This window comes from Burkholderia sp. EMB26 (assembly GCF_024730645.1).
GTDB lineage: Bacteria > Pseudomonadota > Gammaproteobacteria > Burkholderiales > Burkholderiaceae > Burkholderia > Burkholderia cenocepacia.
Genome location: NZ_CP078070.1, coordinates 2,920,831 through 2,934,856, shown reverse-complemented (window position 1 = coordinate 2,934,856; position 14,026 = coordinate 2,920,831). Strand labels below are relative to the sequence as shown.

The 14,026-nt window shown below is 71.3% G+C and carries 11 protein-coding genes; 6 read left to right on the top strand and 5 right to left on the bottom strand.

The window, feature by feature from the left end:
* The first annotated feature begins 4 nt into the window (after window positions 1-4).
* Window positions 5-1,114, top strand: coding sequence for an ABC transporter ATP-binding protein (locus KU887_RS13840; protein WP_006496494.1), 1,110 nt, complete (start codon window positions 5-7; stop codon window positions 1,112-1,114).
* 14 nt (window positions 1,115-1,128) lie between these two features.
* Here the strand turns inward: KU887_RS13840 and KU887_RS13835 are convergent, their stop codons facing one another.
* The gene (locus KU887_RS13835; RefSeq protein WP_006484673.1) at window positions 1,129-2,013 is read right to left on the bottom strand and encodes a LysR family transcriptional regulator; all 885 of its coding nucleotides are present in this window, start codon (window positions 2,011-2,013) and stop codon (window positions 1,129-1,131) included.
* 113 nt (window positions 2,014-2,126) lie between these two features.
* Here KU887_RS13835 and KU887_RS13830 point away from each other — a divergent pair, with 113 nt between their 5' ends.
* Together KU887_RS13830 and KU887_RS13825 are read left to right on the top strand one after the other, a co-directional pair.
* Window positions 2,127-3,323 carry a serine hydrolase gene (locus tag KU887_RS13830; RefSeq protein ID WP_258250430.1) on the top strand — a complete coding sequence of 399 codons (1,197 nt, stop codon included), beginning with the start codon at window positions 2,127-2,129 and terminating at the stop codon, window positions 3,321-3,323.
* Window positions 3,320-4,543: an MFS transporter gene (locus tag KU887_RS13825; RefSeq protein WP_006484672.1), complete on the top strand. Its 1,224-nt coding sequence runs from the start codon at window positions 3,320-3,322 to the stop codon at window positions 4,541-4,543. Before KU887_RS13830 ends, KU887_RS13825 begins: the two co-directional genes overlap by 4 nt.
* 28 nt (window positions 4,544-4,571) lie before the next feature.
* On the opposite strand, the gene KU887_RS13820 is transcribed toward KU887_RS13825, so the two are convergent.
* From KU887_RS13820 to KU887_RS13805, 4 genes are all read right to left on the bottom strand, one after another.
* Window positions 4,572-5,585 (bottom strand): sugar-binding transcriptional regulator, encoded by a 1,014-nt coding sequence (locus KU887_RS13820; RefSeq protein ID WP_077019627.1) that lies wholly within the window; start codon window positions 5,583-5,585, stop codon window positions 4,572-4,574.
* Between the two features lie 63 nt (window positions 5,586-5,648).
* A complete protein-coding gene (xylB, locus tag KU887_RS13815) occupies window positions 5,649-7,130 on the bottom strand; it encodes a xylulokinase (RefSeq protein ID WP_006485856.1) in 1,482 nt (493 codons plus the stop codon).
* A gap of 104 nt (window positions 7,131-7,234) precedes the next feature.
* A complete protein-coding gene (gene dalD / locus KU887_RS13810) occupies window positions 7,235-8,629 on the bottom strand; it encodes a D-arabinitol 4-dehydrogenase (RefSeq protein WP_060264806.1) in 1,395 nt (464 codons plus the stop codon).
* Window positions 8,630-8,801: 172 nt separating this feature from the next.
* Window positions 8,802-9,713, bottom strand: a complete 912-nt coding sequence (locus KU887_RS13805) for a LysR family transcriptional regulator (protein ID WP_006485519.1) — start codon at window positions 9,711-9,713, stop codon at window positions 8,802-8,804.
* 99 nt (window positions 9,714-9,812) lie between these two features.
* Between KU887_RS13805 and mdlC the strand changes: the two genes are divergently transcribed.
* From mdlC to KU887_RS13790, 3 genes are read left to right on the top strand one after another with little or no spacing between them, the layout of a single operon-like run.
* Window positions 9,813-11,417: a benzoylformate decarboxylase gene (mdlC, locus tag KU887_RS13800; RefSeq protein ID WP_060264804.1), complete on the top strand. Its 1,605-nt coding sequence runs from the start codon at window positions 9,813-9,815 to the stop codon at window positions 11,415-11,417.
* Between the two features lie 29 nt (window positions 11,418-11,446).
* Window positions 11,447-12,898 (top strand): aldehyde dehydrogenase, encoded by a 1,452-nt coding sequence (locus tag KU887_RS13795; RefSeq protein ID WP_034201421.1) that lies wholly within the window; start codon window positions 11,447-11,449, stop codon window positions 12,896-12,898.
* Window positions 12,899-12,912: 14 nt separating this feature from the next.
* A complete protein-coding gene (locus KU887_RS13790) occupies window positions 12,913-13,857 on the top strand; it encodes a ketopantoate reductase family protein (protein ID WP_006482478.1) in 945 nt (314 codons plus the stop codon).
* Window positions 13,858-14,026: the final 169 nt, after the last annotated feature.

Below are 14,026 nucleotides of genomic sequence, written 5' to 3'. Positions count from 1 at the left end.
GATCATGGCAAGCGTGCTCCTGCGCAACATCGCGAAGCGCTACGACGACACCGAAGTGCTGCGCAACGTGAACCTCGACATCGCCGACGGCGAATTCGTCGTGTTCGTCGGCCCGAGCGGCTGCGGCAAATCCACGCTGATGCGGATGATCGCCGGCCTCGAGGACATCTCGAGCGGCGACCTGCTGATCGACGGCGCGAAGGTCAACGACGTGCCGAGCGCGAAGCGCGGCATCGCGATGGTGTTCCAGTCGTATGCGCTGTATCCGCACATGACGCTGTACGACAACATGGCGTTCGGCCTGAAGCTCGCGGGTGCGAAGAAGCCCGAGATCGACCAGGCCGTGAAGCAGGCCGCGAAGATCCTGCACATCGACCACCTGCTCGATCGCAAGCCGAAGCAGCTGTCGGGCGGCCAGCGGCAGCGCGTCGCGATCGGCCGCGCGATCACGCGCAAGCCGAAGGTGTTCCTGTTCGACGAACCGCTGTCGAACCTCGACGCCGCGCTGCGCGTGAAGATGCGGCTGGAGTTCGCGCGGCTGCACGACGAGCTGAAGACGACGATGATCTACGTGACGCACGACCAGGTCGAGGCGATGACGCTCGCCGACAAGATCGTCGTGCTGTCGGGCGGCGCGGTACAGCAGGTCGGCACGCCGAATGCGCTGTATCACGCACCGGCGAACCTGTTCGTCGCGGGCTTCATCGGCTCGCCGAAGATGAACTTCCTGAAGGGCGCGGTCGAATCGGCCGATGCGGGCGGCGTGCTGGTGCGCTTCGACAGCGGCGAGACGCAGCGCGTGGCGGTCGACGCGGCGGGGCTGCAGCGCGGCGCGGCGGTGACCGTCGGCGTGCGGCCCGAGCACCTGCTGGTCGATGCGGCGGCGGCCGGCGTCGCCGCGCGGACGATGGCGGTCGAATCGCTCGGCGATGCCGCGTATCTGTATGCGGAGTCGGCCGTCGCGCCGGACGGGCTGATCGCGCGGATTCCGCCGCTCGACACGTACCGCACCGGCGAGGCGCTGCGCGTGCATGCGCAGCCCGAGCACTGCCACCTGTTCGACGAAAACGGGCAGGCGTTCCGGCGGCTGAGCGCGCACGCGAAGGCGGCGTGACGGCGGCGCGCCGGTTACAGCCGCAAATGCTCGGCCATGTAGTCGACGAACGCGCGCAGCTTGGGCAGCGGATGGCGGCCGGACGGCCACAGCACGTAGAACGGCGTGCGGCTCGCGACGTGATCGTCGAGCACTGCGCGCAGCCTGCCGTCGGCGAGCGTGTCGCGCACGAAGAACTCGGGCAGGCACGCGATGCCGAGCCCGCGCAGCGCGAAGCACAGGCGCGTCTCGGCGTTGTTGCTGACCATCGAGACGGGTACCTCCGGCGGCGTGCCGGCGCGCGGCGCGCGCAGCGGCCAGATCTCGAGCTTGCCGCTGCTCGGGAATCGGTAATGCAGGCAGCGGTGCTGCGCGAGGTCGGCCGGCGTGCGCGGCGTGCCGTGCCGTTCGAGATAGTCGGGCGACGCGACCAGGTGCTGGCGGAAGTGGCCGAGCAGCCGCGACGACAGTCGGGAATCGGTCGGATGGCCGGTGCGCAGTACCACGTCGAAGCCTTCGTCGATCACGTCGACGATCCGGTCGCTGAAATCGATGTCCAGCTCGATCTCCGGATACGCGGCCATGAAGTCGGCGAGCACCGGCAACAGCAACGTGCCGATCGTCGGCAGGCTCACGCGCAGCCGCCCGCGCGGCGCCTCGACGCTCTGCGTGAGTTCCCGCTCGGCCGCGTCGATTTCGGCGATCACGCGCCGGCATCGTTCGAGAAAGCGCGCGCCTTCGGCCGTCAGCGTGATGCTGCGCGTGCTGCGGTGAAAGAGCCGCACGTTCAGGCGTGCCTCGAGCCGCGCGATGCGCTTGCCGATCGCCGACGCCGACAGTCCGAGCGCACGGCCGGCCGCGACGAAGCTGCGCGTTTCCGCGACCTGGACGAACACGACGAAGCCGCCAAGATTTTCCATGCAGGTTCTCGATTACGGACACCCATGTCCGGAGTGTCCGGAACTCTAACCCGATTTTTCTTCTCGTGCCGGCTCCCTACGATGGGCGTTCCTTCACTGTTCGAGGTCACGCCATGTCATCACTGCCTGTCACCGCCCGCCGCGCCGAACCGGATGCCGCGCTGCGCGCCCGGCTCGATGCCGTGCTCGACCGCGCGCTGGCCGATGCGCGCGCGGTCGGCGCGGTCGTGCTGGTCGCGCGCGACGGCGAATTGCGTTATGCACGCGCGGCCGGGCTGGCCGATCGCGAAGCCGGCACGCCGATGCGCGAGGACACGCTGTTCCGGCTCGCGTCGGTATCCAAGCCGATCGTGACGGCCGCCGCGATGCGGCTGGTCGCGGCATCGAAGATCGGGCTCGACGAGCCGGTCGCGCGCTGGCTGCCCGCGTTCACGCCGACGCTCGCGGACGGCACGCCGGCGAACATCACGCTGCGGCATCTGCTGTCGCATACGGCCGGGCTCGGCTATCGCTTTCTCGAAGCCGACGCCGACGGCCCGTATGCGCGCGCGGGCGTGTCCGACGGGATGGACCGCGCGAGCCTGTCGCTCGCCGAGAACGTCCGGCGCATCGCCGGCGTGCCGCTGCAGTTCGCGCCCGGCACGTCGTGGGGCTACTCGCTTGCGACCGACGTGGTCGGTGCGCTGATCGAGGCGGTCGACGGCCGGCCGCTCGCCGACGCCGTGGCGGCGCTCGTGACGACGCCGCTCGGGATGACCGACACGGCATTTTTCACGCATGACGCGGCGCGTCTGGCGACGCCTTACGTCAGTACGCCCGACGTGCCGCGCCGGATGGCGGACGACGATCTCGTGCCGGTATTCGACGGCACGGTGGGCATCCGCTTCGAGCCGGCGCGCGCGTTCGATGCGACCGCGTGGCCGTCGGGTGGCGCGGGCATGGTCGGCACCGCGCACGATTGCCTGACGCTGCTCGATACGCTGCGCACGGGCCTCGACGGCTGGCTCGCACCGCGCTGGATCGACGAGATGGCGCGGGTGCAGCCTGGTGCGCACGACCTGCCCGACGCGCCGGGGTTTGGCTTCGGGCTCGGCTTTTCCGTGCTGCACGACCCGGTGGCCGCGCAATCACCGGAATCGGTCGGCACCTGGCGCTGGGGCGGTGCGTACGGGCATGCGTGGTTCGTCGACCGCGCGGCCGGGCTGACGGTCGTCGCGCTGACCAATACGTTGTACGAAGGGATGCACGGGCGCATCGTCACCGACGTGCGCGATGCGGTGTATGGCGTCGGCGACCGGAGCGCGCGATGAGCGAGTGCGCATCCGTCTCCGACCGCGCCATCGATCGTGTGGCAGATCCGTCCACGCCGGCCCGCGCACGCTTGCCCGTCGCGAACCTGCTCGCGCTCGCCACCGCCGGCTTCATCACGGTGCTCACCGAAGCCCTGCCGGCCGGCCTGCTGCCGCTGATGAGCGCCGACCTGCACGTGACCGAGGCGCTGATCGGCCAACTGGTGACCGTCTACGCGCTCGGCTCGATCGTCGCGGCGATCCCGCTCGTCGCCGCGACCCGTGCGATGCGCCGGCGCCGGCTGCTGCTCGCGGCGCTGGCCGGCTTCGTCGTCTCGAATGCGCTGACGGCCGGGTCGCCGTATTACGCGCTCACATTGGCGGCGCGGTTCGTCGCGGGGATGTCGGCCGGGCTGCTGTGGGCGCTGCTCGCGGGCTACGCGAGCCGGCTGGTCGACCCGTCGCTGCGCGGCCGTGCGATCGCGATCGCGATGCTCGGCATACCGGCGGCGATGTCGATCGGCATTCCGGCGGGCACCGCGCTCGGCGCGATGTTCGGCTGGCGCATCGCGTTCGCGGGCATCACGCTCGCGGCGCTCGTGCTGATCGGCTGGATCCGGCTGCGTGTGCCCGACTATCCGGGGCAGGCGGCCGGCGCGCGCGAGCCGGTGCTCGGCGTGATGACGCTGCCCGGCGTGCGGCCGGTGCTGGCGGTGATGTTCGCGTACGTGCTCGCGCACAACCTGCTGTACACGTACGTCGCGCCGTTCCTCGCGGGCGTGCGGATGGGCGCGCAGGTCGACGTGGTGCTGTTCGTGTTCGGCGTCGCGTCGCTGGTCGGCATCGCGCTGACGGGCGCGTGGATCGGCGCCGCGCAGCGACGCCTGACGCTCGCCAGCATCGCGCTGTTCGCGCTGGCGGCGGCGATGCTCGGCGCCGGCTCAGGGATGACGGTCGTCTATGCGGGCGTCGTGCTGTGGGGGCTCGCGTTCGGCGGCGCGCCGACGCTGTTCCAGACGGCCACCGCGAACGCGGCGGGGGAATCGGCCGACGTCGCGCAGTCGATGCTCGTGACGGTCTGGAATCTCGCGATCGCCGGTGGCGGCATCGCAGGCGGGATGCTGCTCGGCGCGACGGGCGCCGGCGCGATTCCGTGGGTGCTCGTCGTGCTGCTGGCGCTGGCGTGGGTCGGCGCGTGGCGCGCCCGCCGCCATGCATTTCCGGCACCGCGCGCGGCCTGAGCCGGCGTGCGCGATGGCGACGTCGGCGTCAGGCCGCCTTCGCGGCGAGCGCGGCGCGCGCGCAGGTTTCGTCGGTGACGAGCCCCGACAGCCAGCCGCCGCGCAGCGCGGCAATCACCGCGTCGTGTTTCTTCGGGCCGCCGGCGAACGCGATCGTCGGCAGCTTCGGCGGCGTCGCGAGCGCGACGCTCGTCACGCGCGCGCTGGTCGACACGGTGATCTGCGTGCCCTGCGCGTCGATCGGCACGCCGAGCAGTTCGGCCACCGCGCCGAGCGCGGTCATCTCGTCGCGCTCCTGTTCGGTGATGAAGCCGTCTTCGTAGAGCGGGCAGTGCGGGCCGATGTTGCCGATCCCGACGAACGCGACGTCGGCCTTGCCCGACAGCGCCTCGACGATCCGGTACAGCCGGTGATTGCACCACTGCGCGCGTTCGGCGTCGCTGTCCGCGAACAGCGGCGCAGGCAGCAGGAAGTGCTTGCTGCCGGTTTTCTCGGAGATGTACTGCGCGACGTCGTAGCGGTTCGACGAGCCGTCGGCCGCGATCGCGCCGACCATCGATACGAGCCGGTGCTGCGGGCGGTCGATTTGCGCGATCTGCGCGACCGCGGCCTTCAGCGTCCGGCCGCTGCTGACCGCGATCACCATCGGCCGCGTTTCGTTCAGGTAGCGCTCCATCACCTGCGCGCCGGCGACCGCGAGCTTGCGGTCGATCGCGTCGGGCGCATCGGCGTCGACCGGCACGACTTCGCACATCGCGAGGCCGTAGCGTTTCGACAGTTGCGCGCCGAGATCGAGGCAGTCGGCGAGCCGATGGTCGACGCGCACGCGGATCAGGTTCTTCTCGACCGCGAACGCGACGAGGCGCTGTGCGACGGGGCGCGACACCTGCAGCTTTTCGGCGATTTCGTTCTGCGTGTCGCCCGCGACGTAATAGAGCCACGCGGCGCGCGTGGCGAGATCGAGTTTTTCTGAGGACTTGGACACGATAGCGATTCGGTTCGGATCTGGGGGCCGCCCCGCGGACCGGCCGGCGGGCCGCATGACGGCATCCACTGTACCGCATGTCGCGCGCGCGGCCGGCGGCCGGTCGCGCGAGCGCGGCGCCTACGCGAGTCGTGCGCGCGACGGTTCGTACAGCGGCCGGACGTGGCGGTACAGCGTGCGGAACGCGTCGAGGCGTTCGCGCAGCCGCGCATGGCGGGCGGCGTCCGGCGCGTATTCGGCGCGTACCGGCGGCTTGGTCAGCACCGTATGCGGATCGCCGCCGACGGCCAGCCAGCCGAGCCGTGCCGCGCCGAGCGCCGCGCCGGTTTCGCCGCCGCCGTGCTGACGCGTGCGCACGTTCAGCGCGTCCGCGATCAGTTGCGCCCAGAACGCGCTGCGGGCGCCGCCGCCGATCAGCGACAACTGGTCGGTCTCGACGCCGGCCGCGTGCAGCGCGTCGAGACCGTCGGCGAGGCCGAGCGTCACGCCTTCGAGCACCGCGTAGCCGAGGTGCGCGCGGTCGGTTGCGTGCGTCATGCCGAAGAACGCGCCTTGCGCGTACGGATCGTTGTGCGGCGTGCGCTCGCCCGACAGGTAGGGCAGGAACAGCGGCGCCGCCGCGAGTGCGTCGGCGTCGAGCGCCTCGACTTCGGCGAGCAGCGCGGGCTCGTCGGTGCCGGTCAGCTTGCAGACCCAGCGCAGGCAACTCGCGGCCGACAGCACGACGCTCATCAGTTGCCAGCGGTCGGGAATCGCATGACAGAACGCATGCACGGCCGACGCGGGGTTCGGCATGAAGCGGTCGCCGACCACGCTCAGCACGCCGGACGTGCCGAGCGACACGAAGCCGTCGCCCGCGTGGATCGCGCCGATGCCGAGCGCGCTCGTCGCGTTGTCGCCGCCGCCGCCCGCGACCACGACGGCCTCGGACAACCCCAGTTCGCGCGCGACGTCCGCGCGCAACGTGCCGGACGGCGCGTTGCCTTCGACGATGCGCGGCATCTGCCCGCGCGTCATCCGGCACGCGTCGAGCAGCGCATCGGACCAGTCGCGGCGCGCGACGTCGAGCCACAGCGTGCCGGCCGCGTCCGACGGATCGGACACTTTCGCGCCGGTCAGCCGGAATCGCAGGTAGTCCTTCGGCATCAGCACGCACGCGGTCGCCGCGAACACGTCGGGCTCGTGCTTCGCGACCCACAGCAGTTTCGGCGCGGTGAAGCCGGGCATCGCGAGGTTGCCGGCCAGTGCGTGGAGATCGGGCGCGCGTTCGGTGAGCAGCGCGCATTCGTCGGCGCTGCGCATGTCGTTCCACAGGATCGCGGGGCGCAGCACGCGATCGTCGCGGCCGAGCAGCACGGCGCCGTGCATCTGGCCCGACAGGCCGATGCCGCGTACCTGCGCGAACGCCTGCGGGTGCCGTTCGCGCAGCGCGGCGAGCGCGGCGAGCGTGCCTCGCCACCAGTCGTCCGGATGCTGTTCGGCCCAGCGCGGATGCGGTCGCGACACGCTGAACGGCGAGCCGGCGGTGCCGACGACCGCGCCGTCCGGGGCGAGCAGCAGCACCTTCACTTCCGAGGTGCCGAGGTCGATGCCGAGATACATGAGCGATCCGTTCCGTCAGAGAGGAGCCGCTACTTTAGCCGTGCCGCACGGCATGTGCCAAGCGGGTTCGCCCGGTGGCGCGGCCGGGCGCCGCGCGCGGGTCATCAGCGTGCGGCGAGCCATGCGTCGACGCGCGCGAGCCCGGCGCGCAGCGCGTCGAACAGCGCCGCGTTGCCGGCGAGCGAGCCCCACAGCGCGCGGTTCGCGCCGAGCGCGACAACGGGGTCTGAGGCCCCGACGATCGCGCGGGCGCTGCTGTCGTCCATCACGCCGTCCTGGTACGCATACGGCAGCGTGCCGCGCGCCCAGCGTTCGAGAAAGCGCAGGAACAGTGCGGGCAGCACGGCGGTGGCAATGGGTGCCGCGCCGCGCGCGAACGATTCGACGAGCGTCGGCGCGATGAAACCGGGGATCTTCGAGAAACCGTCGGCCGCGACGCGCTGGTTCGTGTCGAGCACGTACGGATTGCCGAAGCGCTCCAGCACGACGTCGCGGTAGCGCGCGAGATCGAGCGGGCTCGGCGTGAGGCACGGGATCACGTCCTGCGTCACGTAGTCGTGCGCGAAGCGGCGGATCGCCGGGTCGTGCGTGCCTTCGTGGATGTAGGTATGGCCCGCGAGCGTGCCGGCCCATGCGATGCAGCTGTGCGTCGCGTTGAGGATGCGGATCTTCGCTTCCTCGTACGGATGCACGTCGTCGACGAGTTCGGCGCCGGCCAGCTCCCAGCGTGGCCGGCCGGCCGCGAAACGGTCCTCGATCACCCACTGGATGAACGATTCGCCCATCACCGGGCACGCATCGTCGACGCCGGTGGCCGCGAGGACGCGCTCGCGCACGTCGGCGGTCGGGCGCGGCGTGATGCGGTCGACCATCGCGCTGGGCGTCGCGACGTGCGCATCGAACCACGCGAGCAGGCCGCCTTCGCCGCGCCGTTCGAGGAATTCGCGCATGCCGGCGCGAAAGCGAGCGCCGTTGTTGCGCAGGTTGTCGCAGCTTTGCAGCGTGAGCGGGCCCGCGCCGCGCTTCACGCGTTCGGCGAGCAGCGCCGCGAGCGCGCCGTACAGCGTCGTGCGCGCGCCCTGCAGGTCGGCGGCGAGATCGGCATTGGCGACGTCGAGCCGGTTGTGTTCGTCGAGGTAGTAGCCGCCTTCGGTGACGGTGAACGACACGATCCGGCAGGCCGGATCGGCGCCGGCGTCGATCAGTGCGGCAAGGTCGATCGACCACGGCAGCACGCGCGTGATCGCGCGGATCGTCTCGTACGCGCGCTCGCCCTGCGGGGTGACGGTTTCGAGCGTGTACGCGCCGTGCTGCGCGGCGAGCGCGTCCATCGTCGCGCGCATGTCGTCGCGGATGTTGCCGACGGTCAGCGACCAGCGCTCGTCGGCCGGCACGGCGGCGTTCACGCGGTGCAGATACCACGCCTGATGCGCGCGGTGAAACGAGCCGGCGCCGATGTGCAGCAGCACGGGCGCGTGGGCGGAGGGCGATTCGCTCATCCGGTGTCTCCTTTTCCTGCCTGTCTGTCCTGTCGAATACGATCATTTGCTCTTTATGTGAGCGAATGATCGTATTCGGGCGAACGAAAGTCAAGGCGGGGACGCGGCATTTCGATGGTGCGCTGCGGCGGCGCGCGGGCAGGGCGGACGCGGAGCCGGCAGGAAACGAACGTCAGCGTCCTTCGCGCGTGAGCGCGACGAGTTCGTCGAGCAGCTTGCCGGCCGGCCCCGGCAGGATGCCGTGGCGGCGCCGGAACGCGGTGAGCGTACGCACCGCGACCACTTCGCGCACGGGCAGCGTGTCGATCGTGCCGGCGCGCTGCTCGGCGCCGACCATCGGCTCGGCCATCCAGCTCAGGAAACCGGCGTGCGCGACCAGGCTTTTGAGCGTCGTGACCGAGCGCGTCTCGACCGCGATGTCGGGCAGCGGCAGCCCGTGCGCGTCGAAGGTCGCGCGCATGTGGTCGAACGGCGCGGTGCCGCGCGGCGGAATCGCCCAGCGCGCGTGCAGCGTATCGGCGAGCGTCGGCGGGCGGCCGAGCGCGCGCAGCGGATGGTGCGGCGCCGCAACGATATGGCTCCGGTCTTCCCAGCGGCACTCGGGAATCGCGACGATCTCGTCGGTATCGGGCCCGTGCGCGGACAGCGCGAGGTCGATCTCGTGCTTGATCAGCCCTTCCGCGAGCCGGTCCCACACGCCTTCGATGATCTCGACGCGCAGGTTCGGCCAGCGGTCGAGCACGCGGCCGACCGCGATCGGCAGCACGAGGCTCGCGATGCTGCCCACCGCGCCGACCTTGATCGTGCCCTTCGCGAACCCGCGCATCGCGTCGAGCTCCTCGCGCGCATGCTCGGCCTCGTGCTGCAGCAGCGTCGCATGCGGCAGCAGCGCCTCGCCGAACGCGGTGAGCTGCACGCCCTTCGAATGGCGCTCGAACAGCGGCGCGCCGACCTGTTCCTCCAGCCGCTTCAGGATCCGGCTCAACGCCGGCTGCGTGACGTGCAGCGCGTCGGCCGCGCGGCCGAGGCTGCCGGACGCGACGATCGTCGTGAACGCGCGTAATTGTCGGAGATCGAAAGTCATGCCGGATCGTAATGGCTTTTTGCAGAAAATACAGTATCCGAGAATGGCTTGCACTTCGATACTGTGGAAACCGCCCAGTCATCGAGGAGACACCCGAGCATGTCCGGCCATCCGCCCCTTTCCGCATCGATCACCGTCCGCGACGCGGTCGTCGACCTGCTCCGGCAGTTCGGCATCGACCGCGTGTTCGGCAATCCCGGTTCGACCGAGCTGCCGATGTTCCGCGACTTCCCCGACGATTTCCGCTACGTGCTCGGCCTGCACGAAGCCGTCGTGGTCGGGATGGCCGACGGCCATGCACAGGCCACCGGCAATGCGGCGGTCGTCAACCTGCATTCGGCGGCGGGTGTCGGCAACGCGATGGGCAATCTGTTTACCGCGTTCAAGAACCGCACGCCGCTGATCGTCACCGCGGGCCAGCAGGCGCGCGCGATTCTGCCGTTCGATCCGTTCCTCGGCGCGACGCAGGCCGCCGAGCTGCCGAAGCCGTACGTGAAATGGAGCATCGAGCCGGCGCGGGCGCAGGACGTGCCGGCCGCGATCGCGCGCGCGTACCGCATCGCGATGCAGGAGCCGCGCGGCCCCGTGTTCGTGTCGATCCCGGTCGACGACTGGGACCAGCCGGCCGAACGGCTGCCGCGGCGCGACGTCAGCAGCATCGTGCGGCCCGATCCCGACGCGCTCGCGCGGCTCGGCGACGCGCTCGACGCCGCGCGGCGCCCGGCGTTCGTGGTCGGCGCGGCAGTCGATCGCGCGGGAGCATGGGACGACGTCGTGCGCCTCGCCGAGCGGCACCGGGCGCGCGTGTACGTCGCGCCGATGTCGGGGCGCTGCAGCTTTCCGGAAGACCATCCGCTGTTCGCCGGCTTCCTGCCCGCGATTCGCGAGAAGATCGTCGCGCGGCTCGACGGGCACGATCTCGTGTTCGCGTTCGGCGCGCCCGCGTTCACCTATCACATCGAAGGCTTCGGCCCGCACCTGCCGCCGGGCGCGACGCTCGTGCAGCTCGTCGACGATCCGGGCGTCGCCGCGTGGACGCCGTCGGGCGATGCGGTCGTCGGCAATTTGCGGCTCGCCGCGCGCGACCTGCTCGCGCGACCGGCGCCGCCCGAGCGGCCGATGCCCGCGGCGCGCGCGCCGCGGGTACGCGTCGACGCGCCCGCCGCCGGCGAGCGCATGTCGGTCGCGTTCGCGCTGCAGACGCTCGCCGACGTGCGCGACGCGTCCGACATCGTCGTCGAGGAGGCGCCGAGCGCGCGGCCGGTGATGCAGGAGCATCTGCCGTTCACGCGCAGCGGCACGTTCTACACGATGGACAGCGGCGGGCTCGGCTACGGGATGCCGGCCGCGGTCGGCGTCGCGCTCGCGCAGCCGGGCCGGCGCGTGATCGGGCTGATCGGCGACGGCTCGAGCCTGTATTCGATCCAGGCGTTGTGGAGCGCCGCGCAGCTGAAACTGCCGATCACGTTCGTGATCCTGAACAACCGGCGTTACGCGGCGCTGCAGGATTTCGCGCCCGTGTTCGGCTTTGGTCCGGGCGACCCGGTGCAGGGCACCGAGCTGCCCGACCTGGATTTCGTCGCGCTCGCGCAAGGGATGGGCTGCCGCGGCGTGCGCGTCGCCGAAGCGGCGAAGCTGCGCGACACGCTGACCGACGCGCTGCGTGCCGCGACGCCGGTCGTCGTCGAAGTCGAGATTGCGTGACGCGCCGCGCGCGTCCTTCCGGAGATGCCATGCAAACCGTAGCGATGCTGATCGGCGGCGAACGCCGCCACTCGTCCGGCGGCGCGACCTTCGTGCGCCGCAACCCGCTCGACGGCCAAGTCGCGTCCGAAGCGCCCGCATGCACCGTCGACGATGCGCGCGCGGCGGCCGATGCGGCTGCCCGTGCATTTCCCGACTGGGCCGCGCTCGGGCCCGGCGCGCGGCGCGCCTTGCTGCTGAAGGCGGCCGCCGCGCTCGAAGCGAAGCACGACCAGTTCGTTGCGGCGATGGCGGCCGAGACGGGGGCGTCCGCGCTGTGGGCCGGCTTCAACGTTCACCTCGCGGCGAGCGGGCTCGTCGAGGCCGCGTCGCTCACCACGCAGGTCGGCGGCGAGCTGATTCCGTCCGACGTGCCGGGCTCGCTCGCGATGGGCGTGCGGCAACCGGCCGGCGTCGTGCTCGGCATCGCGCCGTGGAACGCGCCGGTGATCCTCGCGACGCGCGCGCTCGCGCTGCCGCTCGCGTGCGGCAACACGGTCGTGCTGAAGGGCTCGGAGCTGTGTCCCGTCACGCACGGGCTGATCGTCGAGGCGCTGCAGGAGGCCGGACTGCCGCCGGGCGTCGTCAACTTCGTGACGAACGCGCCCGACGATGCGGGCGCCGTCGTCGATGCGCTGATCGCGCATCCGGCCGTGCGCCGCGTGAATTTCACCGGCTCGACGCGGGTCGGGCGGCTCGTCGCGCAAGCGTGCGCGCGTCACCTGAAGCCGTCGGTGCTGGAACTCGGCGGCAAGGCGCCGTTCGTCGTGCTCGACGATGCCGATCTCGACGCGGCGGTCGCCGCGGCCGCATTCGGCGCATTCGCGAATTCCGGGCAGATCTGCATGTCGACCGAGCGCATCGTCGTCGACGCGGCGATCGCCGATGCGTTCGTCGCGAAGCTCGCCGACAAGGCCGCGTCGCTGCCGCTCGGCGATCCGCGCAACGGGCCCGTCGTGCTCGGTTCGCTGATCGACACGAAGGCGGTCGAGCGCTGCAACGCGCTGATCGACGATGCGCTCGCGCACGGCGCGACGCTGCTGTGCGGCGGCAAGGCCGACACCACGCTGTTCCCGGCGACGCTGCTCGACCATGTGACGCCGGCGATGCGCATCTACGCGGAAGAATCGTTCGGCCCGGTGAAGGGCATCGTGCGCGTCGACGGCGAGGAGGCCGCGATCCGTTGCGCGAACGACAACGCGTTCGGGCTGGCGTCGGCCGTGTTCAGCCGCGACGTCGCGCGGGCGCTGCGCGTCGCGGCGCGCATCGAATCGGGCATCTGTCACGTGAACGGCCCGACCGTGCACGACGAGGCGCAGATGCCGTTCGGCGGCGTGAAGGACAGCGGTTTCGGCCACTTCGGCGGCAAGGCAGGCATCGCCGCGTTCACCGACCTGCGCTGGATCACCGTGCAGACGGCGCCGCGCCACTATCCGTTCTGACGAGGCCGCCGACGATGAGAATTGCAATTCTGGGCGCCGGCGCGATGGGCTCGCTGTTCGGCGCGCGGCTGGCCGAAAGCGGCGAAGCCGTCACGCTGATCGACGTGAACGATGCGCATCTCGATGCGATCCGTCGCGACGGGCTGCGCATCGACGACGACCGCGGCGAGCGGCGCATTCGCACGCTGCAGGCCGTGCGGCCGGACGCCGCGAATGCGGCCGCGGCCGCCGCGCCCGACACACCGTTCGATCTGCTGATCGTTTTCACCAAATCGCTGCACACGCGCGCCGCGCTCGACGGCGTGCGCGCGCTGCTGACGCCGGACACGTTCGTGCTGACGTTGCAGAACGGGCTCGGCAACGTCGAGACGCTGAATGCGTTCGTGCCGCTCGAGCGCATCCTGGTCGGCGTGACGACGTGGCCGGCCGATGCGGCCGGGCCCGCGCACGTGCGCTCGCACGGCGCCGGCACGATCCGCATGATGACGGCCGACGGCGCGGCACGCCCGTTCGCGACGGCCGTGGCCGACACGCTGTCGCGCGCGGGGCTCGCCTGCACGCTCGATGCCGACGTGTGGGCCGCGATCTGGGAGAAGGTCGCGTTCAACGCGGCGCTCAACACGCTGTGCGCGACGACGGGTTGCACCGTCGATCAGCTCGGCCATCATCAGGACGGGCCGCGGCTCGCGCTGGCGATCGCGGCCGAGACGGCCGCCGTCGCGCGCGCGAAGGGCATTGCGGTCGACGGCGAGCGCGTCGCACGCAACGTCGAGCATGCGATCCGCGACCATCGCGGCCATCGCCCGTCGATGCTGCAGGACGTGCTCGCGGGCCGCCGCACCGAAATCGACGCGATCAGCGGCAAGGTCGTCGCGGCCGCGCGCGAAGCGGGCGTCGCGGTGCCGCATGCCGAGACGCTGCTCGCGCTCGTCCGGTTGATCGACGCACGGACGAACTGAGCCACAGGCCGGCGGCCGGCTCGCGCCGCATGACGATACGGAGGCCGTGCCCGCGGGGCGACGGCGCCGGGTCGTGAAGGGTGGAACAAGACGCCGACGCCGATGCACGGGCGCCGGTCGATGCACAGCACGAGATCCGGGCACGCATGCGCGCCAGCCCGGACAACCG

Excerpts from the sequence above, each read along its gene's own strand:
- dalD (WP_060264806.1), bottom strand. The coding sequence starts at position 8,629 with ATGAGCGAATCGCCCTCCGCCCACGCGCCCGTGCTGCTGCACATCGGC.
- KU887_RS13830 (WP_258250430.1), top strand. The coding sequence starts at position 2,127 with ATGTCATCACTGCCTGTCACCGCCCGCCGCGCCGAACCGGATGCCGCG.
- KU887_RS13825 (WP_006484672.1), top strand. The coding sequence starts at position 3,320 with ATGAGCGAGTGCGCATCCGTCTCCGACCGCGCCATCGATCGTGTGGCA.
- KU887_RS13795 (WP_034201421.1), top strand. The coding sequence starts at position 11,447 with ATGCAAACCGTAGCGATGCTGATCGGCGGCGAACGCCGCCACTCGTCC.
- KU887_RS13820 (WP_077019627.1), bottom strand. The coding sequence starts at position 5,585 with ATGCGGCCCGCCGGCCGGTCCGCGGGGCGGCCCCCAGATCCGAACCGA.
- KU887_RS13840 (WP_006496494.1), top strand. The coding sequence starts at position 5 with ATGGCAAGCGTGCTCCTGCGCAACATCGCGAAGCGCTACGACGACACC.
- mdlC (WP_060264804.1), top strand. The coding sequence starts at position 9,813 with ATGTCCGGCCATCCGCCCCTTTCCGCATCGATCACCGTCCGCGACGCG.
- KU887_RS13835 (WP_006484673.1), bottom strand. The coding sequence starts at position 2,013 with ATGGAAAATCTTGGCGGCTTCGTCGTGTTCGTCCAGGTCGCGGAAACG.
- KU887_RS13805 (WP_006485519.1), bottom strand. The coding sequence starts at position 9,713 with ATGACTTTCGATCTCCGACAATTACGCGCGTTCACGACGATCGTCGCG.
- KU887_RS13790 (WP_006482478.1), top strand. The coding sequence starts at position 12,913 with ATGAGAATTGCAATTCTGGGCGCCGGCGCGATGGGCTCGCTGTTCGGC.
- xylB (WP_006485856.1), bottom strand. The coding sequence starts at position 7,130 with ATGTATCTCGGCATCGACCTCGGCACCTCGGAAGTGAAGGTGCTGCTG.